The 23,566-nt window shown below is 35.2% G+C and carries 22 protein-coding genes; 9 read left to right on the top strand and 13 right to left on the bottom strand.

What is annotated here, in order from left to right:
- Positions 1-228 precede the first annotated feature (228 nt).
- From C7J90_RS04540 to C7J90_RS04530, 3 genes are read right to left on the bottom strand one after another with little or no spacing between them, the layout of a single operon-like run.
- On the bottom strand, positions 229-1,404 hold the full coding sequence (locus C7J90_RS04540; RefSeq protein ID WP_103209122.1) for an ABC transporter permease: 1,176 nt from the start codon (positions 1,402-1,404) through the stop codon (positions 229-231).
- Positions 1,397-2,083: an ABC transporter ATP-binding protein gene (locus tag C7J90_RS04535; protein WP_103209124.1), complete on the bottom strand. Its 687-nt coding sequence runs from the start codon at positions 2,081-2,083 to the stop codon at positions 1,397-1,399. The genes C7J90_RS04540 and C7J90_RS04535 overlap by 8 nt, the downstream gene beginning before the upstream one ends.
- A complete protein-coding gene (locus C7J90_RS04530) occupies positions 2,080-3,135 on the bottom strand; it encodes an efflux RND transporter periplasmic adaptor subunit (protein WP_103209126.1) in 1,056 nt (351 codons plus the stop codon). Before C7J90_RS04530 ends, C7J90_RS04535 begins: the two co-directional genes overlap by 4 nt.
- 215 nt (positions 3,136-3,350) lie before the next feature.
- On the opposite strand from C7J90_RS04530, the gene C7J90_RS04525 reads away from it, so the two are divergent.
- Positions 3,351-3,953 carry a YIP1 family protein gene (locus tag C7J90_RS04525; protein ID WP_158701906.1) on the top strand — a complete coding sequence of 201 codons (603 nt, stop codon included), beginning with the start codon at positions 3,351-3,353 and terminating at the stop codon, positions 3,951-3,953.
- A 281-nt stretch (positions 3,954-4,234) separates the two neighbouring features.
- On the opposite strand, the gene C7J90_RS04520 is transcribed toward C7J90_RS04525, so the two are convergent.
- Both C7J90_RS04520 and C7J90_RS04515 read right to left on the bottom strand, forming a co-directional pair.
- Complete coding sequence (locus C7J90_RS04520) at positions 4,235-4,681, bottom strand: DUF1648 domain-containing protein (RefSeq protein ID WP_103209444.1); 447 nt, start codon at positions 4,679-4,681, stop codon at positions 4,235-4,237.
- Positions 4,668-5,531 (bottom strand): fructosamine kinase family protein, encoded by an 864-nt coding sequence (locus C7J90_RS04515; protein ID WP_103209446.1) that lies wholly within the window; start codon positions 5,529-5,531, stop codon positions 4,668-4,670. The genes C7J90_RS04520 and C7J90_RS04515 overlap by 14 nt, the downstream gene beginning before the upstream one ends.
- A 155-nt stretch (positions 5,532-5,686) precedes the next feature.
- Here C7J90_RS04515 and C7J90_RS04510 point away from each other — a divergent pair, with 155 nt between their 5' ends.
- The 4 genes from C7J90_RS04510 (at position 5,687) to C7J90_RS04495 (ending at position 9,537) form a co-directional block, all read left to right on the top strand.
- Positions 5,687-6,352, top strand: a complete 666-nt coding sequence (locus C7J90_RS04510; RefSeq protein ID WP_103209448.1) for an NAD(P)H-dependent oxidoreductase — start codon at positions 5,687-5,689, stop codon at positions 6,350-6,352.
- 264 nt (positions 6,353-6,616) lie between these two features.
- The gene (locus C7J90_RS04505) at positions 6,617-7,573 is read left to right on the top strand and encodes a tripartite tricarboxylate transporter substrate binding protein (protein ID WP_416060872.1); all 957 of its coding nucleotides are present in this window, start codon (positions 6,617-6,619) and stop codon (positions 7,571-7,573) included.
- 14 nt (positions 7,574-7,587) lie between these two features.
- Positions 7,588-8,031 carry a tripartite tricarboxylate transporter TctB family protein gene (locus tag C7J90_RS04500; protein ID WP_103209450.1) on the top strand — a complete coding sequence of 148 codons (444 nt, stop codon included), beginning with the start codon at positions 7,588-7,590 and terminating at the stop codon, positions 8,029-8,031.
- 12 nt (positions 8,032-8,043) lie between these two features.
- The gene (locus C7J90_RS04495; protein WP_103209451.1) at positions 8,044-9,537 is read left to right on the top strand and encodes a tripartite tricarboxylate transporter permease; all 1,494 of its coding nucleotides are present in this window, start codon (positions 8,044-8,046) and stop codon (positions 9,535-9,537) included.
- 277 nt (positions 9,538-9,814) lie between these two features.
- Here the strand turns inward: C7J90_RS04495 and C7J90_RS04490 are convergent, their stop codons facing one another.
- Positions 9,815-10,747 carry an NAD-dependent epimerase/dehydratase family protein gene (locus tag C7J90_RS04490; protein ID WP_103209454.1) on the bottom strand — a complete coding sequence of 311 codons (933 nt, stop codon included), beginning with the start codon at positions 10,745-10,747 and terminating at the stop codon, positions 9,815-9,817.
- Between the two features lie 16 nt (positions 10,748-10,763).
- Positions 10,764-12,245, bottom strand: a complete 1,482-nt coding sequence (locus C7J90_RS04485) for a glycosyltransferase (RefSeq protein ID WP_106465099.1) — start codon at positions 12,243-12,245, stop codon at positions 10,764-10,766.
- 154 nt (positions 12,246-12,399) lie between these two features.
- Between C7J90_RS04485 and C7J90_RS04480 the strand changes: the two genes are divergently transcribed.
- Positions 12,400-14,571, top strand: coding sequence for a bifunctional glycosyltransferase/CDP-glycerol:glycerophosphate glycerophosphotransferase (locus C7J90_RS04480; RefSeq protein WP_103208504.1), 2,172 nt, complete (start codon positions 12,400-12,402; stop codon positions 14,569-14,571).
- Between the two features lie 119 nt (positions 14,572-14,690).
- Positions 14,691-16,862 (top strand): bifunctional glycosyltransferase/CDP-glycerol:glycerophosphate glycerophosphotransferase, encoded by a 2,172-nt coding sequence (locus C7J90_RS04475; RefSeq protein ID WP_103208506.1) that lies wholly within the window; start codon positions 14,691-14,693, stop codon positions 16,860-16,862.
- A gap of 103 nt (positions 16,863-16,965) precedes the next feature.
- Here C7J90_RS04475 and C7J90_RS04470 read toward each other — a convergent pair whose 3' ends face one another.
- The 6 genes from C7J90_RS04470 to C7J90_RS04445 form a co-directional block, all read right to left on the bottom strand.
- Positions 16,966-17,670, bottom strand: coding sequence for an ABC transporter ATP-binding protein (locus C7J90_RS04470; protein WP_103208508.1), 705 nt, complete (start codon positions 17,668-17,670; stop codon positions 16,966-16,968).
- Positions 17,663-18,439 (bottom strand): ATP-binding cassette domain-containing protein, encoded by a 777-nt coding sequence (locus tag C7J90_RS04465; protein WP_103208510.1) that lies wholly within the window; start codon positions 18,437-18,439, stop codon positions 17,663-17,665. Before C7J90_RS04465 ends, C7J90_RS04470 begins: the two co-directional genes overlap by 8 nt.
- Positions 18,432-19,253 carry a nickel transporter permease gene (nikC, locus tag C7J90_RS04460; protein ID WP_103208512.1) on the bottom strand — a complete coding sequence of 274 codons (822 nt, stop codon included), beginning with the start codon at positions 19,251-19,253 and terminating at the stop codon, positions 18,432-18,434. Before nikC ends, C7J90_RS04465 begins: the two co-directional genes overlap by 8 nt.
- Complete coding sequence (nikB, locus tag C7J90_RS04455; RefSeq protein WP_103208514.1) at positions 19,250-20,236, bottom strand: nickel ABC transporter permease; 987 nt, start codon at positions 20,234-20,236, stop codon at positions 19,250-19,252. Before nikB ends, nikC begins: the two co-directional genes overlap by 4 nt.
- Positions 20,226-21,713 carry a nickel ABC transporter substrate-binding protein gene (gene nikA, locus C7J90_RS04450; protein WP_103208516.1) on the bottom strand — a complete coding sequence of 496 codons (1,488 nt, stop codon included), beginning with the start codon at positions 21,711-21,713 and terminating at the stop codon, positions 20,226-20,228. The genes nikB and nikA overlap by 11 nt, the downstream gene beginning before the upstream one ends.
- A gap of 76 nt (positions 21,714-21,789) precedes the next feature.
- The gene (locus tag C7J90_RS04445; RefSeq protein WP_103208518.1) at positions 21,790-22,530 is read right to left on the bottom strand and encodes an epoxyqueuosine reductase QueH; all 741 of its coding nucleotides are present in this window, start codon (positions 22,528-22,530) and stop codon (positions 21,790-21,792) included.
- Positions 22,531-22,696: 166 nt separating this feature from the next.
- On the opposite strand from C7J90_RS04445, the gene C7J90_RS04440 reads away from it, so the two are divergent.
- A complete protein-coding gene (locus C7J90_RS04440) occupies positions 22,697-22,915 on the top strand; it encodes a YozE family protein (RefSeq protein ID WP_103208519.1) in 219 nt (72 codons plus the stop codon).
- Between the two features lie 198 nt (positions 22,916-23,113).
- Entirely contained in the window at positions 23,114-23,560 is a 447-nt protein-coding gene (locus C7J90_RS04435; RefSeq protein ID WP_103208522.1) for a hypothetical protein, read from the top strand.
- The last annotated feature ends 6 nt before the right edge of the window (positions 23,561-23,566 follow it).

Raw genomic sequence — 23,566 nt, 5'->3', positions numbered from 1 at the left:
TATTTTATAACTTAGGGGTGTGAATAAATATAGCACATTTGATTGGTTTCCTAAGCCAAGACTTCTGAGGCATCTTGCCGTAACCGAAAATCCATTTTAAGATTGGGTAAGTTCAATCTTAAAATGAGTTGAGGTGAGGCGCCTAGAAAAGCGAGGCTTTATGGAATAATCAAATAAATGAAATTTTTATACACCAGTCCGATTTACTACAGAACCTCATTTTTTAATTTATTTAATGATATCAATCAATTCTTTTTTCGAAGCTGCGCGTGCTGGAATCCATCCAAACACGATACCAATCAATGTAGACACACCGACTGCTAATATAATCGAACCAAGACTAACTGCACTCTTAATATAATCTGGCGTTAAAACATCTACTAAAGATGCAATAAGAATACCGATGATTAAACCGATAATACCACCGATTAAACATAAAATAACACTTTCAATTAAAAATTGTAGTTCGATATCTCGACCTTTAGCGCCAAATGCTCGTCGTATGGCAATTTCTTCAGTACGTTCCGCTACTGAAATATACATCACATTCATTACACCAATACCTGCAATAAAAAGTGAAATTCCCGCAACCGCAGCAACAAAATAAGTAATGCCATCGAAAATTTTTCCAATACTCTTCATTGCTTCTTCCATATCAGTGTATTGATACTCACCATCACCAGTTGCCGAGCCACTCTGATTCAATCTTTTCGCAACATCATTAGCGATATTCTTTTTCTTTGATGTATCATCAAACTTAATTTCAAGTTGTGGGAATGACGACTTGAGATTAGGCAAATAACGTTCTGCTGTTTGTGTTGGCATTTTAACAACATCTGGCAGTTGCATATTATCCGAAATACCTACAACTTCAAACCCCATGTCATCAATATAGATTGTTTTGCCAACTGCATCTCCTTTAAAAAGGTCATCTGCTACTTGTGATGAAATCGTAACAACTCGATTTTTCATATCATTATCATCCGTAGTAAACCCTTTACCTTCAGATGCATTTGTCACTTCTTTTTGTTTCACAATAGAGATATCTGTCTTTTTCTTCGGGATTTCTGCTTCAGATGATAAACCGAACGTATCGTCTGCTTTAATTCGTGCATCAGTCACTCCATCAACTTGTTTCGCAAGGTCAATATCAGCATCCGTAAAAGGCTCAGGATTCGGATTGTCAAAGTTATCCGCTAAAAAATTAATCAGTGCCGCATCTTTAGACGCGCCAGCATCACTAAATTGTTTATTCGCTGTTTGCTTAAATCCATTCCCAAGCGACATGATTGTAATAACAGCCGCAATCCCAATGATAATTCCAATCATCGTAAAAATATTACGTCTTTTATTTTTTAAAATCGATCGAAGTGAGACACTAATAATATTTCCTAAGTTACTCATGGTGGTTCACCTCTTCTCGTTGCACACGCCCGTCTAATATGTGAATAACACGATCTGCTTGCTGTGCCACTTTCGGGTCATGTGTTACGACAATCATCGTCGTCCCTTGCTCTTGATTCAATTGCATAAAAAGTTCCATGATATCTTTTGATGTTTTAGAATCAAGTGCACCTGTTGGCTCATCAGCGATAATGAACTTAGGTTTATTTACAATTGCACGTGCTATTGCGACACGTTGCTGTTGTCCGCCTGATAATTTGTTCGGGATGAGGTGTTCTTTATCAAATAGACCTACATTGTGCAACATCTCTATGACACGCTGCTTGCGCTCACTCGCATTAATACCTGCATACAATAATGGGATACTGACATTTTCAAGAATCGTATTGTTTTGAATCAACTTGAAATTTTGAAATACGAACCCAACCGTTTCATTTCGTATTTCTGCTAATTCATTGTCTGAACGCTTTTGATAATTGTCACCATTAAAATAGTAACTACCATCGTAACCACGGTCAATAAATCCTAAAATATTAATTAAAGTACTCTTCCCTGACCCAGATGGACCCATGATTGCGACAAACTCTCCTTGATCGATACGTAAATTAATATCTTTAAGGATATGGTTTGTTTCATTACCATTTTTAAAGTGACGATTAACATCGACAAGCTCTATCATTCAGACACCTCGACCTTTTTGCCATCTTTCACTTTATTGTCAGGGTTTTTAATGATTTTGTCGTTCGCTTTAAGTCCTTTTTTGATGATAATATCTCCATTATTTTCATCATATTGAATTGTACGTTTATGTGCTATGTTTTTATCGTCCACTACAAAAACTTTATCATCTTTTGTAAGTGCACTTTTCGGTATTTTAAGCGCATCAAGTGGGATTTGTGCTTCAACTGTATATCCATTTTTCACATCGAAGTCTAATTCTCCAATCATCACTTGATATTTAGATGTTTCATTTCCTTTACCTAGTGAAGGATTGCTGTCAATTGGATTGTTGGTAGATAGAGAACTTTGTCCTTCTTCATCACCTTCCATACCACCTATTGCTTCGCCCCCACCTGATTGTGAAGCAGATTGCGAGTCATAACTTGTTGGCAATTGACCAATTCTCGTAATTTTCCCTTGGCCTGTTTTACCGTTACTTGTTACTTTAATTTTAACGTCATTACCGACTTTAATTTTGTCCAAATCAAATTCTGAAACAGTCGTTTGAATTTCAGGTTCATTTGAAATGAGTCTTAAAATCGGCTCACCCTCACTGACATTAGTTGAATTGTCCACTGCCACTGTACCACTGAAAGTCGCGTTGACACTATTATAAATTTGTCCATCATAACGATTAAGTTGTTTAATCGCCTTATCGATTTGTTGTTGATCTCCTTTAGCATTCGCTTGATTAATTTGATCAACGAGTTTTTGGCGCTGCGTCGGATCGATATCATAATTGATTAGAGGTGTTCCTTGTTGAACATATTGACCATCCTCAACTTGTACACTCACAAAATCACCGACTTGCGAATTGTTTTGATATGTTTTGATAGAATTTGGAGACACTTTGCCTGTAATTCGTATCGGACTTTCTTTTTGAACCTTATATGTATCGTACCCTTTGTTATCGTCATGATTACCTTGGCCAAATGCTCTTACTAATAATGCAATACCTACTAGTAATAACACACCAACCACTGATAATATGATAAGTGTTTTCTTTTTCAAAATACACCGCTCCTTATTCCATTTTTTGATGTCATTTGCATCATATCATAAAATAGGTATGAAAAAATATTAAAAATACAAGTTTTACATTTTCTTTAATTTTATTCGTAAAAAGAGCCTATACATTCTATTAAAATTATATTTTAAATAGCCTATTATTTTTTATAATAATAATGTTATAATACAATTGAAAAAAATTGAGGAGGACTTCTATGATGGAATATTCGAAAATTTTACATATTGATTCTTTTGAACAAGATCGCGACCAACCTAAAGTAGGGTTGAAAATTTTACTCGTGATTATCATTGCCGCTATTTCATCTGTTTTGTCAATGTTTGTAGTTGATCTTACACAAACGCTTATTGATAACGGCTTATCTCAATCACAAGCAGAAGAAACTGCAAACATCATGAAATACGGAAGTGTGATTGGAGGATTTATCGGCGTATGGGTTGCGATTGGTATTACAATGCTTGTTGTCTTTATCATTGGCAAAATCTTTAAAGCCGACGTCAGTGCGAAGTCAATCTTTGCTAGTATTCTTCGCTATACCATTATTACAGGGATTATCACCTTGATTATTTTAGTGATTCAATGGATTGCACATATTGATCCTCAAGAAATTGCGATTGATTCATTGAACATTTTTGATCCAGGCAATATGAAACTTGGTTCTATTCGTTTATCAACATTAATTAGTGCTTGGTTGTTTGGTGTCATCTTACATTCAACACTGCATTTAAGTAAAAAAGCATCATGGATATTTGTTATCATCTATATAATTTTATTCATGATTTTGCCACTCTTTTTCTTATAATCAAACAGATTTTGGGACATCAATCCCAAAATAATAGCGTGGAGATGGTTCAATCATCTCTACGCTTTTCTTTTATTAATCATTCGTATTGTTTGGCTCGCATTTCCTAGGGGTTGGGTCTCGACGCTCATCTTATTCCCTCAGGCGTCTCGCCAACAATACGACGTGATATACATGTCATTTTACATTAAAATACTTTGAAAAAGACACTTTCGTATCATTGAATGAATCATCTCATTATAAGAAAACTTCGAGATATTGATGTCCCAGCCTGTTCTTTTTTAGTTAAAACGAAACATCGTCCACACTTTATAACAAAATGCGATCAATACCGCCGCAATGACGACTAACATTAATCCCATAGGAATCACATCATGACCGTTCAGAAGTAAATATAAATGTGATACATATAACAACCATACTCCAAGTTGAATGACTACAAATAGAATCACCAACCCTTTCGATTGGGAGGCTGACTGTTTGCTGCGTTTTCCAGTCATATTCTTTTCTAATGTTGGAACGTATTTAACAAGTACTGTTATCACAAACCAAACGATTAAAAGCACGATAGGAATAATCCATAGTTCCCTTTTCGATCCAAAAGCATCCGGTTGACCTGTAAAATTGAAATGCGTTCCTATCGTTTCAGGAATATGATGATATGTTATAGCTAGAGCTATCATTGCAATGCCCCATAGTATCGGTATAACACTATTAAGCCACTTCACTTTGAATCACCTCCATCATCCGTCTGACACTACCTGCATACATCGTACCAAACTTCACTAGATGAACGAGCAACAGATACAATTCATAAAAATGAATTCTAAACATTGCGCCTTCGCTAAGTGGATACGCTTGATGGTATGCGTCGTAAAAGTCTTGTGTAAAACCACCAAACACCTTTGTCGCACCTAAATCAAACTCTCGATCACCATAAAGCGGCGCAGGATCAAATAACGCAGGCGTGCCATCTTTTAAGAACATATAATTTCCGCCCCACAAATCACCGTGAAGTAATGACGGCTCACTACGATGCTCCCCTAAAGTATCCATCATAATCTGACGTACACTTTCAAATAACACATCATCTTGCTCCTTCCATAAATGTGCTTGTCGAATACGCTCAACTAACGGGTCGATACGTTGATGAATAAACAAGTCCTTCCAAGTCGACGTCCATTCATTTTCAAATCGTATATCGCCACCTTCATACGGCAAGTCAAAACCATACTGTCCATTCGGAGCATATGTATAATGGAGCTTAGCAACAAGCGCTCCTAATTCACGCTGACTCCCCGAACTGCCTTCATCTAAATAACTTAACAGAAGGTAAGCATCCTGCTCAATCTCTCCACTTGAAATCACAATAGGCGCTGTAATACCTGCTTCCTCAAAAGCTTTAAGACCTGCGATTTCTGCATCATAAAAATCTTCCGTACGATTAGGCTGAACCAGTAAAAAATACGTATCCGTAGTTGTCTCAATGCGATACGCTTCATTCACATCGCCACCGCTCACAGGTCGCACATTTTGAATACCTTCAAGTGGCAACTGTTGATACCATTGCTCATGCATATGACTGACTCCTCTCTTATTCTATCTCTTTATGTATACCTCAAAAGGATACACCCTATACATTATCATGATATCAAATCACAATATTTTCAAACGGAAAACAACTCACTTATAATAGAATCGTAAATCAATGATAATAGAGGAGTGGTTATCGTATGGAGCATAAACATCAATTCATACTTGATGCATTTAACTATCGCTTTGCGACAAAACGCTTTGATGCAAACCAAAAAATTACCAACGAAGACTTCCAAACCATTTTAGAAGCAGGTCGCTTATCGCCAAGCTCTCTAGGATTTGAGCCGTGGCAATTTTTAGTGATTCAAAATAAAGACGTACGTGACGCATTAAAACCAATCAGCTGGGGCGCACAAGGTCAACTGGATACTGCCAGTCATTTCATTTTAATCCTTGCACGTAAGAATGTACGTCCAGGTAACGAATACGTTCACCAACTACTAAAGGATACAAAGCAAATGCCTGAAGATGTCATCGAGCAAATGATGACACGTACAACAGCATTCCAAGGTGATAACTTAAACTTATATGAAAGTGAACGCGCCTTATGGGATTGGGCAAGTAAACAAACCTATATTCCACTAGCTAACATGATGACCACAGCTGCTATGTTAGGTATCGATTCATGTCCGATTGAGGGATTTCAATACCAGGAGGTCGCACAACTCTTAAGCGACAAAGGATACTTTGATCGTTCGGTATTCGAGCCCTCTGTCATGGTCGCATTCGGCTATCGCGAGGAAGATCCTAAGCGCGAAAAAACACGTCGCCCTCAAGATGACGTCGTAAAGTGGATAGAATAACTTCTATTGAGGGATTAAAACAAAGGTCTGGATATCAGATTTTTGTATGAATCCCTCATTTTTATTCCCCCTCTCAGCACCAGCTCTTTTTTCATCTTTTGCTACATTCCCCATTCAAAACGTGACATACCCTATTTATCTTTTGGACTAACTATAATATAAAGTTTTTTTGCACTTATTTCATGAAAACGCTTAATTTATATGTTAAAATATTTTTAATTGTCAAACAATAAAGGGGGTATATTTGTGAGGCGATTAATGATTATGATTTTTATTGGGGTTTTTGTGTTAGTTTCATGCAGTCCAAATCAGTCATCTCATTCAAAATCAAGCTTTCCAGATCAAAATATTGAAATTATTGCTCCCGCTTCTCCTGGGGGCGGATGGGACACAACAGCTCGTGCTATTCAAAAAATAATGCAAGATGAAAATTTAACAGATCAAAATATCACGGTAGTCAATAAACCTGGTGGTGGCGGCGAAATAGGCTGGCAGTATTTGGCATCACGTCCTTCAACTTCCATAGCTATTAACTCAAGTTTATTGTTGTCAAACCATGAACTAGGCCTTAGTGATTTAAACAATGACAGCTTTACACCGATAGCTATTTTGGCTACTGAATGGATTAGTTTATCTGCTTCGAAAAAGTCGAATCTCCAGTCTGGTAAGGAAGTTATGGAAAAACTCAAAGACAATCCCAAATCACTTACGATTGGCGTCGCACCCGGTCTAGGCAACAATGACCACTTAGCATTCGTCAAAGCAGCTCAATCATATGGCGTAGATGTCCAAAATCTTGATTTTCTCGTCTACAAAAGTGGCGGTGATTTACAAACTGCACTTCTCGGTGGACATGTCGATATTGCTTCAACTGCAGTATCCGAAGTCAAAGAACAACATCAAGTCGGCAAATTAAAAATTCTTGCTACAACCTCAGATGAAAGAATTAAAGGTCTTGAAGATGTTCCTACTTGGAAAGAACAAGGTCTCGATATTGTATTTCCTCATTGGCGCGGTATCATGGGCCCATCAGATATGACTCATGCTGAAATTCAATACTGGGACGAAACAATTAAGAAAGTCGTCGATAGCAAACAATGGGAAACAATAAGGGAAAACAACGACTGGGACGATTTTTATAAAGATAGCAAAGATTCAAAAGCCTTTTTAGACAAACAACAAGAACAATACAAGCAACTTATTCAAGACGCAGGATTTTAAAAGGAGGTTGTTTAATGGTAAGACTCATTGCACCAATTGTTATGTTATCGATTGGTATTATTTATTTTATTCTATCGCTTAATGTTCAAATTTCACATATAGGACATCCACATAGTCCTAAATTCTTTCCTGTCTTAATTGCTACTATCCTGATCATCATGAGCCTTATTTATTTTTTTCAAGAATTACGCCAAAACGATCAAACATTTGAATCTCTCAAAGTATTATTTTCAGGAATCGTATTGAAGCGTATCCTTGCCACTTGTCTGATGATTTTAGTTTATGCGCTTATTTTTGAAAGGATAGGTTTTCTAATATCTACTATTTTATTTTTAGGCTCCATCATGTTTTTAATTAATGGGATTAAACATTGGTTAAAAAATGTTTTGGTCGCCATCATATTTTCTGGAGTCGCATGGTACACATTTTCAGTACTATTGAATGTCAGCTTACCATAAGGGGGGATAAATATGGGTATTGATATAAATAGCTTTTGGGAAGGATTGACAACAGCATTTCATCCGATGAATTTACTTTGGATATTAATTGGAGGGTTTTTAGGTACAGTTGTTGGAATGCTACCAGGATTGGGTCCTGCTACTGCTGTTGCTGTGTTAATTCCCGTTACATTTGGGATGGATCCTGTCAGTGCTCTTGTACTCATGATTTCAATTTATTATGGGGCTATGTACGGTGGCTCTCGTAGTTCTATACTTTTAAATACACCAGGAGACGGTTCAGCAATTGCCGCTACATTTGATGGTTATCCTATGACTAAAAATAATCAAGCCGGGAAAGCTTTGTCCATTTCTGCTATTGCTTCATTGATTGGTGGACTCTTTGCCGTCGTTGGATTTATCATTTTAGCTAAACCTCTTTCTAATTTTGCTTTAAACTTTGGACCACGAGAATACTTTGTCTTATTTTTATTTACGCTTTCAATGATTGTCACATTATCTTTAGGGAAGATGGTTAAAGGATTTATAGCTATGTCTCTTGGGTTAATGATAAGTACCATAGGCGTAGATTTACAAACTAGTGTCTATCGATTTACATATGGCGCTACACACTTAAGTGAAGGTATAGATTTTTTAGTCATTATTATAGGTATTTATGCTGTAGCGGAAGTTTTTTATAACTATATGCATTTGGATGCACTCAAACCACCTAGTAGTGATTTAGGTTCCATGAAACTAACTAAAGAAGACTGGAAACGGACACGCTGGACAATGCTTAGACAAAGTCCTCTTGGTTTTCTCATTGGGGTACTGCCTGGAGCTGGCGGTTCTGTAGCCTCTCTTTTAAGTTATTCTATTGAAAAACAAGTTTCAAAAAACAGTAAAAAATTCGGTAAAGGCGCTATCGAAGGCGTTGCAGCACCTGAAGCTTCGAATAATGCTGCTTCAGTCGGCTCATTAATACCATTACTAACAATGGGAATACCCGGATCAGGAACAACAGCTGTGATACTTGGTGCTGTCATTATGCTCGGTTTACAACCTGGCCCTCTTTTATTTGATAAAGATCCTGAAATGGTATGGACTCTTGTAAATAGTATGTTTATCGGAAATATTTTTCTTGTTATTTTAAACATTGCATTAATCGGGGTACTATTGAAAATTTTGAAAACACCACCAAAAACATTATATCCAATCATTCTCGTTTTAGCATTTTTAGGTACATACACTTTAGGATATAGTGTTATTGATTTCTATATTTTACTTATATTCGGTATTATTGGACTTTTACTAAAGCTACTCGACTTCCCAATAGCACCCTTAATATTAGCAACAATCGTCGGATCAGATATGGAACAAAACTTTCGAAAAAGCTTAATAACGAACAATTATAATGTACCAGATATTTTCTTTGGTTCACCTATCTCTATCGTATTAACAATCATGACAGTGCTTGCACTCTTTTACCCGCTCATCATGAAGTTGGTAAAAAGAAATAGTATATAAGAAAAGCAGTGGCGTTATTTTGAAAATTAACTGACACTTTATCTTTTAACAATATTAAATGCTTTCTGTACCATTTAGGACTGGTGAGTAAATCATCAGTCCTAAATAGGATATCTTCATTTTATGTACAAACCTTTTACAGCTAATTCAAAAAAGAGATTAAGTAACTTTATGCTACTTAATCTCTACGTATTGGTTCGCCAATCTTATTGGACATAGCGCCTTAGTATATATCAAATTTAGAAACATCGATTTATTTAAACATCTAATTATATTGTTATTGGTTTAACACTTTGAAATATTCCTCTAATCCTTTATTAATATCGTATTCCGGCTCATACCCTATTTTCTTTAATGGCAAAATATCTGCAAGAGAATGTTTTACATCACCATTCCTAAAATCTTCATATTCAACAGGTATTCTTTTTTCATAAATTTTACAAAATGCATTAAAGACTTCATTCAATGATGTACTATTTCCTGTACCTACATTATAAATTCTACCTATACTATCAGAATCGGATAAAATCAATTCTATTGATTTTATTAAATCTGTTATATAAACGAAGTCTCTAGATTGTTCGCCATCACCATAAAAAGTAAACGTTTTATTGTTTTCAAAACAATCCATCATGATAGAGATAACTCCTGAATACTGAGAATTTGGATCTTGCTTAGGACCATATATATTGAAAAACCTTAAAGCTGTAGTGGGTATTCCATATAATTTATAAAACAACTTAGTATACTGCTCTCCACTAAATTTTTCTATTGCATAAGGTGACTCAGGAGAAATTAAAGAGTCCATTTTTTTAGGTAAATCAGATGTATTCCCATAAACAGCAGCAGAAGAAGCAAATAAAAAACGCTTGATATTTTCATTTTTTTCTTTTATTATCTTCAAAATATCGAGTGTTCCCTGTATATTTACTTTCTGTGATGTTATTGGATCATTAACAGTATCTACAACGCTTACAACAGCTGCTAGATGAACCACTATATCAAAATGATGATTATCAAATACTTCTTCTACGAATTTTGTATCTGTAATATCACCTTTAAAAAAATAACTCTTGTCTAAAAAACTAATATTTTCTAAATGTCCCGTCGAAAGGTTATCTAGAACAAACACTTCTTCTCCTTTATCAAAAAAGTATTTTGCTAAATTTGATCCTATAAAACCTGCACCACCTGTTATAAGTACCTTCACTTTTCCATCTCCCATTTTAATCCTTAATTAATTTTTTAAAATTTGCTATAGCTGATTGGTATTTAATATTTTCTTTAGTTTCAACATCTTCTAACGGGTTATCTGTAATTTTCATCATAGCTTCTGAAAATTCTTTAATATTATCTTTCTCAACTAGTATTCCATTTTTATTGTCTTCTATGATTTCTCTTGGACCATACCTTATATCATATGAGATAACGGGACACCCTTCATTAATACTTTCCATAATACTAAGCGGAAATCCTTCATACTTACTTGTCACTAAAGATGCCCTTGATTCAGCAAAAACCTCACTTGGATTATTAGTGAATTCTTTGATTGTCACTCTTTCTTCTAAGTTATATTCTTTGATTAACTTCTCAATTTTTTCTCGTTCTTTTCCCGGTTTCCCACCGAATAACATTAGATTAAACAGATAACCTTTTTCTACATATTTATAAAAACTTTCAATAATGTGATCAATTTGCTTTTCTGGACTAAATCTTCCCATAAAAACAAATTGATTTTTTCTATTTCTCGTAGTTATTGAAGGCTTAATGAAATGTGGAATTACTGCGAATTTTTCATCCCCGATATTGTACACGTTTTGTATATCTTCTTTTTGATGGTTTGTTAATAAATAATACTTATACACTTTTTCCGAGTTACTTAAAGCTAATTTGTAAGAGTTTTTAGTATTATTTCCTTCTAAATGTGAACTATGGAAAACTAATATTGGTTTAATATCAATTTTACAATTTATTAATGATTTATCAAGTAATCTAGCATCATTAAAAATGATATCGCCAGGTAAGAAAAAGGCATTAAAAAAATGAGTAAATAGGTCTTTTTCATTAGAAAAACTAAAAGATGGGACTTCATTTTCATATATTAATATCATATTAAGTTTAGCTTCTGGCGTATTATCATAAAATTTTTTACAATATAGACGCCCATTTAAATCATAATACTTTTCTACAAGTTTAGTGTTATACTTACGACTATAATTAGTTATTCTATGCAAAATACCGCTATCATTATATTCCCATCTTTCAATCTTATGACGAACACCACTAGTAAAAAAATCGTCAAATTTTGCAATATCCGTTCCCTTGTAGTAATTGCGATACATAAGATAATTGTCAGTCTTTATATCATAATATCTTATACAATTTTTTTCTGCATCTGATCTCAAATAATAATTTTCAATAGGTAAATCTTGCTCTTTTATACGCCGTTTGAAGACTTTGTTTTTCTTATCTTTAAGTAAATTATAATTGGATAACCAATCGTAAATATTTACTATCTTTTGATCAGTACTTATAACTTCTTTTTCCTTATATAAATTATAAACACTGTTATAGTTCGCATTGTAATTTGTTGTTAAAATAACTTGCTCAATCCCTAATTCTTCCCTGTATAATTTGATTCTATTTAGTAATGATTTAGTTCTACCGCCATGTTCCTTTGCTAATACTGAAGCCACTGTGTAAATCATTTAATTCCTCTTTCCTATATAAAAAGTTCTAATGTCTCGCTATACTAAGTTTCTTAAATAGTTATAATAATTTATTTATGGATATTACTATTTTACCTTATTTGGAAATGCTATAATACCCTATGATAAAAGAAATTTGAAAAGGAAGATTTGTATGAATAAACTATCGATAATAGTAACACTTTATAATTCAGAAGAATACATTAGCGATTGCATAGACCATATAAAAAGACAGCGAAACCAAAATTTCGATTTAATAATCGTCAATGATGGTTCTACAGACGATAGTAAAATATTACTAGATGAAGCACTAAAAGATTATAAAAAAGATGTAAAATATATATATTTAGCTAATAATCATGGACATGCGTATGCACGTAATGTTGGTATTGCAAATGTTAAAACGCCATATTTCATGTTTGTAGATTCTGATGACAAACTTACAACATATGCTATCAATTTCTATTTAAAACATTTGAATGGTTTAGATGCACTAATTGCTCCAGTTCATGATTTTAGTTTACAAATACCACAATATGTTGATAAAAATAAAGTACAAATCCATTATTACAATATAAAAAATAACGCCAATTCCTTTTTACGAAAAAATACTGTATGTAATATTGTATTTAAAACAGGTATCGTAAAAGGACATAATATTAAATTTAATGAAAACCTTAAAGTTTATTCAGACTGGTCATTTATATTGGAATACATGCAATATGCAAATGAATTTGTTCGAATAACTAAATTCCCATTTTATTTCAAAGGGGAAGTTTATGATCCTTTTGAAACCAATACTTTATCAGAACAAAATTTTGACATATTATTTGAAGACTATGCAAAAAGTTTTATCGATTCTTTATCTCGAGTTAAGGATTCAAATGTCCGTTACTTTATAAAGAAAAAAATGTTAGAAAAATTACATACAGAGTTTACCCCTAATTTAAAAGCAACACCTTCGCGTTATGAAACTCATAAACACCAACTGCATTACGTTTCACGTAAATTAGGAATATCTATAGTTAAAGAAAAGAAAATTTTATTTGCTTTTGAAATGTTTGCTCTGATGATTAAACGTCCCAAGCTAGCTAGCAAGATTAATAAATTAAGGTTTATTACTCGTCATATCAAACGTATATTGCTTAGACAAAAAGGCTACTCACGTTCTAAATACTTTTTATCTGATAAAGAGCAAAATGTTGATAATAAAACTATTGTATTTGAATCATTTGGTGGTAAAAATTACAGTGATAGCCCTAAATATATTTACGAATATATGAAAGATACTTATCCAGAATTAAAATATAAGTGGATTTTTAAAGATCCTGAAAATAATGATTCTCCACACTCAGTTGTAAAAGTCAAAAAAGAAACTGATGCGTATTATAAAGCTTATTCAGAAGCTAAGTTTTGGGTAACAAATGCACGATTACCTTTATATTTAAATAAAAAACCTAATCAAATATATATCCAAACATGGCATGGCACACCATTAAAACGCTTAGCTAATGATATGAAGGTTGTTCGTATGCCTGGTACCACGACGTCTTTATATAAGAAAAATTTTCACGCTGAAGCATCACGTTGGGATTACTTAATTTCTCCAAACCATTATTCTACAGAAATTTTTAGAACTGCTTTTTGGATGTCAACAGACGATATTTTAGAAATTGGTTATCCTCGTAATGATATTTTAGTTAAAAAATCAAATGATGAAAAATTAAAAGCAAATATACGTGAAGACTTAAATATTCCTCTAAATAAAAAGATAATCATGTATGCTCCCACTTGGCGAGATGATGAATTTATAAAAAAAGGCAAATATACTTTTGATCTCAAAATCGATTTACCAAGACTTAAGAAGGAGCTAGGAGACGAATACGTTATTCTTCTACGAATGCATTATCTTATCGCAAATGCCTTAGACTTGAATGGATATGAAGATTTCGCATATGATGTGTCAAACTATAGCGATATTTCAGAGTTATATTTAATAAGTGATTGTTTAATTACTGACTATTCTTCGGTAATGTTTGACTATGGTATACTCAAAAGACCTCAATTTTTCTTTGCATATGACATTGAAAAATACGATAAAAATTTACGTGGCTTCTATATTGATTATCATAACGACTTACCTGGTCCTATATATACAGATCCAGTAGAATTGATAGCTGGACTAAAAAATATTGACCAAATCAAGAAAGATTACAAAAAAAATATAGACACTTTTTATAATCGTTTTTGCTCTATTGAAAATGGTAAAGCTTCCAAATTCATTGGAGATATGATTTATCAAGAAATCAAAAAAAATGAAGGTTAATTTTTACCGACATGTTAATTTTTATTTTTAACATGTCGGTTTCTTTACTATTTTATTTTTAACATGTCGGTTTCTTTACTATAATAGGGAGCATAATAAAAAAATTAAGAGGTTATTTTATGACACATCCATTAACGATTATTATACCAATGTATAATGCGGCTGATTATATTGAGTCGTGTGTGACATCTGTCATACACCAAACGTCTCAAGATTTTGAAGTGATTGTTGTTAATGACGGGTCAACTGATGAAAGCGAACGTTTATTAATGACATCACTTGAGCACTATCATAAATCGGTACGCGTGATTACACTTGACCAAAATCATGGACATGCTCATGCTCGAAATATTGGCATGTCTCACGTTGAAACACCTTATCTGATGTTTTTAGATGCTGATGATACTTTATCGCCATATACAATTGAAACTTATTTATCAGCACTTGCTCATGAAGATATATTATTCGCGCCTATCTCACCTTTTACAGTTGAGCCATCTACTCGTTTTGACGCTACAACGTTAACATACGATCATTTAACAGACGATGAGAGGGTTGCACCTTTACTTAAGCATCGGGCCATCAGTAATATCATCTTCAAGACATCTATCATACAAGAGTACGGCTTAGCTTTTAATACAGATTTATCGATTTATGTAGACTGGTCATTCCTCATTGATTATATAAATTTAACTCATACTGCGACTAAACTAAGTGGTATTGCATTTTACTATAAAGGGGAAGTATTCGACCCTTTCTACGGTTCAAAGTTAACTGCACGTCAATTTGATGAGACTTTTTCTGATTATATTGCTGCTTTTTACGATGCGTTAGCACGATCAAATAATGATGCAGTGCGCCATGTCATCTTACAAGAGATGCTTGACAAGATTTATAAAGCATTTGACCCTAGTCATCGTGATATTAAGGCTCGTTATCAGGCATTTCATGAGGTCCTATCTCAAATCATTCCTTTATTAAAGCCTGTTATGAACTATCGTCAAAAGTTACTCTTTAAGTTAGAGCTTCTCTCTTTAAAGTGGCAGTATGTACCTTTGGCATGGTTTTTAAATAAATATCGTTATCGTAGTCGCTTATTAAAAAATATTGCTTTGAATAAGCCGAGTAAACATTATTCGAAGTATATGTTATATAACTCAACACGTGCAGTGAAACCTAAAACGGTGCTTTTTGAATCCTTTGGTGGTAAATCATTTAATGACAGTCCTCAAGCTATTTATGACTATATGAAGACACACTATCCTGATTATCATTATTATTGGATTCTACAAGACGTCAATCACCCATCATTACCTGATGATGTACATGTCATTAAAAAAGGCAGTAAAGCGTATTACAATCTTTTCAAAACTGCGCAAGTTTGGGTCACTAACGCTAGATTACCACTCTATTTGAAAAAGAAACCGAATCAACTTTATATTCAAACATGGCATGGCACACCACTGAAACGTTTAGCCAATGATATGAAACAAGTCCGTTTGCCCAATACCACAACGCCAAAATATAAGCGCAATTTTTATCGCGCGACACAACGGTGGGACTTTCTCATTTCGCCTAATGCGTATTCGACAGACATCTTTCAATCGGCATTTTGGATGCAACGTGATCAAATTTTAGAGATTGGCTACCCTAGAAATGATATTTTAGTGAATCATCAAGATGATGCAGATTATATTCAATCACTTAAATCATCATTAGGTATCCCTTCACATAAACGTGTTGTGCTATATGCACCGACATGGCGAGACGATGAATATATCGAAGCTGATGCTTATACATTCGATCTAAAAATTGATTTAGCACAGATGCAGCAAGCACTAGGCAAAAATACAGTTGTCTTATTGCGCATGCATTATCTTATTGCCAATCAGCTAGATCTTTCTGGATATGAAGGGTTTGCATATGATGTGTCAAACTATCAGAATGTTTCTGAACTCTATTTGATGAGTGATTGTTTAATTACAGATTACTCTTCTGTTATGTTTGATTATGGTATATTAAAGCGCCCACAACTTTTCTTTGCATATGATATCAACAAGTATGCAAATGATTTGCGTGGCTTTTACATTGATTATCATGAAGATTTACCCGGTCCAATCTACACTGATGCGTCCTCTCTTATTCATGGACTGAAAGACTTAGATCTATTGCAACAACAGTATCAACCCAAAATCGATCGCTTTTACGAACGTTTTTGTACTACTGAGAATGGACAAGCTTCAAAGTATATTGGGGACATAATTCACAACTATATTGAGACTCAACATTAAATATAACGCCACGCAAAAGAGCTATGAAAAATGCTAATCATACATTTTTCATAGCTCTTTCTATTTATAATCATAAACTGATGATGCCAACGTAGCGCAACCATTATACCGACATCATATCTGTATAAATTCGTAACAAATCTTGTGTTGCTGGATGTCTTGACGTCTCAAACAACTCTGAAATCGGGAAGTCATCTACCAACTGCCCTTCATGCAAGACGATGATGCGATTGACAATGCCTTGCAAAAAAGCAATATCATGCGAAATGATAATCATTGCTTTACCCGCTTCTTCTGCATAACGTTTTAATTGATGCGCCATTTTAGCTTCTGCAACAACGTCTAAATTGGCTGTCACTTCATCACAAATAAGTAGGTCCGGTTTTAACATTAACGTCCGTATGACATTAAACCGTTGAAGCTGCCCACCACTGACATCACTCGGGTAATGCGATAAAAGATGTTTGGGTAATTCCATTTGACTCATCAACTCATCACGATAAGCTTTGATCTCTTTTTCTGTTTGCTGTTGATACTGAGCAGCCTCATTTAACGAAGCTTGTATCGTTAACTTTGGATTAAATGCATACGTCGCATGTTGAAAAATAGGAAGTACTGATTCGTATGTAGACGCTATTCGTCCTTGGTTAGGTGCCATTTCTTGTAAAATCAAACGGCCTAATGTTGATTTACCTGAACCACTTATACCGACAATACCGACAATTTCCCCAGGCATAACATCAAAGGTGATTTGATTTAATATGAGATTCTGTCCATAAGAAAAACCTACCGCTTCAACTTTAAGCATGATAATCACCACGTTTGAGCTGACTTCGACGTTGAAAGAGTTGCTTCGTATATGCACTGACATGATTATTTTCAAAATACGCTTTTGTCCCTTGATCAATCATGCGTCCTTCTCTCATCACATTGATGTAGTCACTAAATCGTTGGACGTGTGACAGATTATGTGTAATGATGAACAACGTCACCCCATGCGCATCTGCTAAATGCTGCAACAATGACATAATATGATGTCCCGTTACGACATCAAGTGATGCTGTCGGTTCATCCGCAATAATCAATGAGGGATTTAACATCATCACGCTCGCTATAAGCACTCGTTCAAGCTGACCTCCTGACAATGAAAAACGATAACGCTTCATCATATCAATATGATGCAAGTCTACCCATTTTAGTGCACGTAACACTTTTTGGTAAGCTTCTGCCTTAGATACGTTAAAATGCTGCCGATAAATCGCAATTAGTTGCTTCCCGATAGTCATATGCGCATTAAAACTATGTGTATAATCTTGTGAGATATAACCAATATTTCGACCAAGGTGAGATTGGATTGACTGTACCCTTTCACCTTTGAATATCATACTATCCATCGTTACATCAATCCCTTTTGGCACCGCATTCAATATCGCTTTAGCTGTCATACTTTTGCCAGAACCACTTTCACCAATCAAAACATTAACCTTTTCTTCATAAAGATTGAGATGAATATGGTCAACAAGTGTATGAGACACATGACGGACAGTTAAGTCTTGTATCTCAAGTAGCTTATTCATGAAGCTCACGCCCCTCTTTCATAAAATGATCGCGCAATGTATCGCCTGTTAGTTGGAATATCAAAATGGTCACTGTAATCATCACAGCTGGCGCAATTAACATGACAGGATGTGTTGTCATAAAGCTACGTCCTGCATTCAGCATTGCGCCCCACTCTGGTGATGGGGGTTGTGCACCTAGTCCTAAAAATGATAGCGAGGATATATATAAAATAATCTTGCCAAAATCAACAGTCATTATAACGAGAAGCGATGGCAAAATATGTGGTACAACATGACGAATCATAATGATAGGTGTCGGTACTTTGAACATTTTAGCCATTCGAATGTAGTCCATGTCACGGACACCCCCAGCAATCGTACGAGTCATACGCGCATATGTCATCCATCGCAAAAGTGTCATCGCGATTACTAAATTCCAAATACTTGGCTTTAAAAAGCTAGCCATCGCAATCATCAAAACAAACTCTGGAATACTTAGACCGATATCAACTATGCGCATAATCATGCGATCTATATATCCTTTGAAATAGCCTGCTACTAAACCGATAGGCACTCCGATGAGAACAGTGACGAGAAGTGTTAATAAACTCACAAGCAATGTATCACGCGCACCCATGACGATACGTGAAAACAAGTCTCTTCCGTAATCATCTGTACCTAACCAATGTTCAGCACTGATTGGCAATAATGTATCACCTAAATGCACTTCAAATGCACGTCCTTCAGACACCCCAAATTGGGCAAGAACAATACACACTATATATCCGATACACACCCAAACAAGCCAAGGAATACGCTTTATCTGTGTCATAACGTCACCTCGCGATCAGGTGTTTTGATCTTTGCTTTATTCTTTCGGTGATTCTGATAGCGCTGCTTAGGGTCAAGCCATAAGATGAGCATATCACTCAGAAAATTGGCTACCATTACAAATAAGCCAATCATCAAAACAACCCCTTGAATCACAGGGTAATCACGTGCACGAATACTATCGACAAGAAACTGTCCCACACCTGGTATACCAAATAAATTTTCAATCACGACTGTGCCTCCGATTAAACTGCCCACTGACATCCCTAATATTGTCACGACTGGCACGAGAGATGGCTTAAGCACATCATATAAGAAAATATAACGCTCTGACATTCCTCGTAACCTTGAAGCTTCAACTTCTCGACTCTGATATAAATCAATAACATTTGATCGCATGAGTCGAACATAATACGCACTCATTCCAACACTCATTGCAATTACAGGTAGCACTATATGAAAAGGTGAGTCAAACCCCGATGATGGCAACACATTGAGCCGTGTCGCAAAAACATAAATCAGTATAATCCCTAAAAAGAATGAGGGAATACTTACTGTCATAGAAGTCCCTACACGAATCATACGATCTAATGATTTTTGATAATGAAAGGCTGCTATCACACCGAGCGGTAAAGCCACTATCAACACACATATAACCGTTAATCCTGCTATTGTAAGTGTTGGAGGCGTATAAAATAATAACTCCTGAATCACAGGCTCTCCTGTTTGATAGCTTGTGCCAAAATCAAGCCTTACAATTTGAGCCAGCCATTCAAAATATTGTTGAAAGATAGATTGATTGAGACCTAATGCTTCTTTAGTTTCATTAATAGATGTTTGAGACACATTAGATTCCCCGACATGTAATATCGCATTGACAGGGTCTCCAGGTGTCAACTTCATTAAAATAAAAGTGATGGTCGAGAGTATCCACAACACGACCATCATTTGAATAAGCGACATCAGCAATTGCTTAATCCGCATCTTTTATCTCAACTTTATAATCTATTAAATATATGCCTTCTGGTGTCGCTTTAAAGTTAGAAACATTACGGTTCAATCCATCAATTGTATCATTGTAAGTAATATAACTATTCGGCGTATCTTTAGCAGCTTCACGAACAATCTCATTAGAGAGTCTCTCACGCTCTTTACGATCTACTGTTTTGTTCAGTTGCTCAATCATTTTTGTCACATTTTGATTGTGATAATCACCTTTATTGACAGCACCATCTGGGTGGTACGCTTGATTAAAGAAGTATCCTGCATCACCACGTGGAATTGTACCAAAGCTATACATCGTTGCATCCCATTGTGAGCGGTCTGCTAAGTATCCTTCAATATCGTCTACATTTCGTATCTCAATATTAATGTGTGCTTTTTTAGCATCCGATTGGATCACTTGTGCAATTTTAGGTAGTTCTGGACGCCCTTCATAAGTAGCAAGTTGAATTTTGAGTGGCTTGTCTTTGGTATAACCCAGTGATTCTATTAATTGCTTGGCTTTTGCAATATCTTGTTTTGGCACGGACTGATGCTTTACAAAATCCAAAGTATCATTAAATGGGCCAGTAGCAGGTCTAGCATGTCCTTTTGAGATTTCTTTCGCAATACTTTCGCGATCGATTATCAAATCTAATGCTTCACGCACATCTTTCGACATTTTGTCACTGTCTTGATTATAAACGATCATTTGCGTGCGATATCCTGGTACACTTGATACTTTTGTCTTTGTATCTTTTTTCAATTGATTGACACTTGTCACAGGGACATTGGTAATCAAGTCTGCTTTACCTGACTTCAGATGACTTACACGTGTCTCTCCATCTTCCTGATATGTCACATTCACACCATCAAGTTTAGGTCGCCCTTGCCAATAATCATCAAATCGACTCAACTCAATCTTTTGAGATCGTTTGTAATCTTTAATTTGATACGGTCCCGTTCCAACAGGCTTAGCGTCGATATTACCTTTAGCTTTTGCATCAAAAATTGCAGCAAAAGGACTTGCTAATTCTGATGCTAATTCTGGATAGGGCTCAGACGTTTTAATCGTCACTTTCTGACCATCTGCTTGGATGCTTTGAATAGGTAACGTCGCTTTGACAAGGTCACTATGCTTAAGTGCATATTCTAAACTTTGTTTGACCTTTTCCCCTGTGAGTCTTTCTCCATTTTGAAATGTGACATCGTCTTTGATCGTCATATCTAATTGTTGTGGTGTCACTTGTTCGTAACTTTTCACAAGAAATGGCTCTACGTTACCTTTATCAGTGACTTTAAATAAAGATTCCATTGCACCCGCTTCTACAGGAACATCTGTCTCATACGGCGCAATCGATGTCGTCTTAAGAGGTAACTCTATATCCAACACTTTATCATTTGATGACGATTGCGTCCCACAACTCGCTAAAACGACCGAACTCGTTGCAACTACTGCTAATGCATGCTTCAACTTCATACTTCAAACGCCTTCTTTCTATTTCATTGTCAAAAATACAAAGCTATTTTAGCATAATTTTGTTAGGCGAACCTAATTATACGTTCTGGGATTTTGTACTCTCCAATTGATCTAGAAAAGCTTTTGCTTGTTGATTAATCGTCTTAAAGTCAATACCTTGTTGTTGCGCAGCGAAAACACACCCACAATAACATTGTCGGAAAATATTATAGTCATTACACATTGTAATTGAACGTTCGTATCCTTTATTTTTCTTAAAGTCACTCGGTAAATATTTCACATCATAAAGTTGTTGCACATCAAGACCAATCTCATTGATGAGCTGTGCATTTTTCTTTGGTGATAAAGTAATCGCACTTCCAAAATAATCGTAACCGAATTCAACTGCAGCTTCAGCTACCATTTCAAGACGCATCCCAAAACAAGCTGAGCATCTTGCGCCACCTTCTGGCTCTTCTGTCAGCCCACGTGATTTGGCCATTTTCATAAATTCGTGCGGCTTATATGGAGCTTCAATATATTTGACGTGGTTCCCTGTTCGTTCATTAAATTCTTTTACAAATTCCTCTTGGACACGCGCACGACGTAAGTATTCATTTTTAGGATGGATGTTAGGATTTGCAAAATAGATCGCTATATCTGCATATTCGCTTAAAAATTCCAACGTATATGTACTACATGGCGCACAACAACTGTGAAGTAAAATAGAAGGTCTCTCACCTTCACGTTCCCAATTCATAATCATTTTGCGTAAAACTTTATCGTAATTGATTTTTTGATTTTTCATTTTATCTAAAATTTGTTCAGCTTGTATCATGATATACCCCCGCTTATATCTATATTATGACACTAACTATATCATATCTATCTCAAGAATCTCATCATATTTTGAATCTTTTTAGAAGCATTTATCCCTATTTTTCACCTCTCTTCTTTCGGGTTGTGTTATAATATTTGCTAGCTCGTAAATGAGGTGACGTTATTTGAGCTTTTATGATTATATGCAAATATACATTGGTGATGATACTCTATTAGGTGATTTGGCTCGCTATATACAGTCGGATGCTAAGTTTCCTAAAGATGTTCATACGTCCGATGAAATATTAGCGTATTTTCAATTTGCTTGTCAGACTGGTCAATTCAAGTTAGCTGATATTAAGCGAGCGATTGCAATCTATTTGCAATTTGGATCAGCCGAATGAAGCCAATACTCACTAAATAAACGTATATATCACCTCATGGGTTGAGTCTAAAGTACAACACGTTTTCAAACGTCACTGCTTGATGACCAGCCCTTTTTAAGTCCATATCATTTCTATAAGTTCATTCGATATTTACTTTTGATTTTGCTCTAAAATCGCTATACTCAATATAAACAACCTTACAAAGGGGGTGCGACGATGAAAAAAGCACTCATTTCAATGATCATTGGCATTCTTGTCATAGCGCTTGTCTTCTTTACAGTTTTAGCCATCAACCATGAAACGATTCCATTTGTAAATTCAAAAAAAGACGAACCTCAAACAGAAGAAGGACCGTCTACTGAAGAGAACAATGTAGAGACACCACCCACACAAGAAACGACACCTCGTTCTAATGTACCATCGAACAATCAGAATCAGTACGCTCCTCAACAAGGACAACAGTCAACACCCATTCAGCGTTCATCAGAGTCACAACAAACTAATACGCCGTCTACCGAGGAATCCAAACCTGTAACCGAACCGTCTCAATCACAAGACACAAATAATCAAGATGCATCTCCTGAAAGAAGCACACCACAAACGAATCAAAGTTTAGAGACACCACCCGCACAATCGAACGGTACAAGTGATAACTCCAATTAATATAGA

The sequence above is a fragment of the Staphylococcus felis genome (assembly GCF_003012915.1).
Lineage (GTDB): Bacteria > Bacillota > Bacilli > Staphylococcales > Staphylococcaceae > Staphylococcus > Staphylococcus felis.
The sequence above is the reverse complement of the archived record's forward strand: the minus strand, read 5'-3'. Positions and strand labels throughout refer to the sequence as shown.